This window comes from Jiangella muralis, from assembly GCF_001270745.1.
Classification (GTDB): domain Bacteria; phylum Actinomycetota; class Actinomycetes; order Jiangellales; family Jiangellaceae; genus Jiangella; species Jiangella muralis.
Window position 1 is genome coordinate 1 of sequence record NZ_LFXL01000080.1, and the last position, 1376, is coordinate 1376.

Here is a 1376-nt window from a genome sequence, read left to right on the forward strand (position 1 = left end):
GGGTCTGTCCGATAAACGGTGTGTGAGGCCCGGCGTTTCAATGAGTGGCTCTCTCGAACCGTCCGGCGAAGGTGATCGCGAACGCGTTGAGCGCGGGCTTCCACCTGATCATCCAGCGTGCCCGGCCGCCGCCGGTGGGGTCAAGCGACCGGGTCACGAGGTAGAGGCACTTCAACGCGGCAGCCTCGTTCGGGAAGTGCCCGCGGGCGCGGACCGCTCGCCGGTACCGGGCGTTGATCGACTCGATCGCGTTGGTCGTGCAGATCACCTTGCGGATCTCGATGTCGTACTCGAGGAACGGCACGAACTCCGCCCACGCGTTCTCCCACAGCTGCACGATCGCTGGATACCGGCCGCCCCACTCGGCCGCGAACTCGACGAACCGATCTTTCGCGGCGGCCTCGGACGGGGCGGTGTAGACGGGGCGCAGGGACTTCACGATCGCGTCGCGGTGCTGCCTGCCCGCGTAGCGGAAGCTGTTGCGGATCAGGTGCACGACGCACTGCTGCACGACCGTCCGCTCCCACGTGGTGTTGATCGCCTCCGGGAGCCCCTTCAGTCCGTCGCAGACCGCGATGAACACGTCCTCGACGCCGCGGTTCTTCAGTTCGGTGAACACCTGCAGCCAGAACCTCGCTCCTTCCGCGCCGTCGCCGGCCCAGATCCCGAGGATGTCGCGTTCCCCGTTCACGGTCACCCCCATCACGACGTAGAACGGGGTGTTGCGGACCTGCCCGTCACGGACCTTCACGACGATCGCGTCGACGAAGATCACCGGGTAGATCGGGTCCAGCGGCCGCGAGGACCACTCCGCGAGCTCGCCGGCGACCTTCTCCGTGATCCGGCTGACGGTGTCTTTGGAGACCTTCGCGCCATAGACCTCGTCGAAGTGCGCGACGATCTCTCCGGTCGTCAGACCGCGAGCCGTCAACGACAGCACGATCTGATCGATCCCGTCCAGCCGTCGCTTGCGCTTCGGGACGATCACCGGTTCGAACGATCCGTCACGATCCCGGGGAACCTCGATCTCGACCGGGCCGATCTCGGTGAGCACCGTCTTCGTCCGCGTCCCGTTGCGCATGTTCGCCGCCGCAGGCGTTCCACCATGCTCGTGACCGAGGTGCTCGGTCAGCTCGGCGTTCAACGCCGTCTCGAGCACGTTCTTCGTGAGCTGGTTCAGCAGCCCTCCCGGGCCGACCAGGCTCACGCCCTGCTCTTTCGCCTGCGCGAGCAACCGCTCTGCGAGGTCCTTCTGATCGATGATCTCCCCTGTCACGGGATCGATGATCGCGTCTTCCAACAACTCGGTCGTGTCAGCCACGGCCGTCTCCTCTCGGATCAGGCCGGACCCCACACACCGTTATTCAGACAGTCCC

The 1376-nt window shown here is 65.8% G+C and carries 1 protein-coding gene; it reads right to left on the reverse strand.

Annotated elements, in window-relative coordinates; translation table 11 throughout:
- Positions 1–37 precede the first annotated feature (37 nt).
- Entirely contained in the window at positions 38–1288 is a 1251-nt protein-coding gene (locus ACW62_RS32735; RefSeq protein ID WP_053208317.1) for an IS256 family transposase, read from the reverse strand.
- Positions 1289–1376 lie beyond the last annotated feature (88 nt).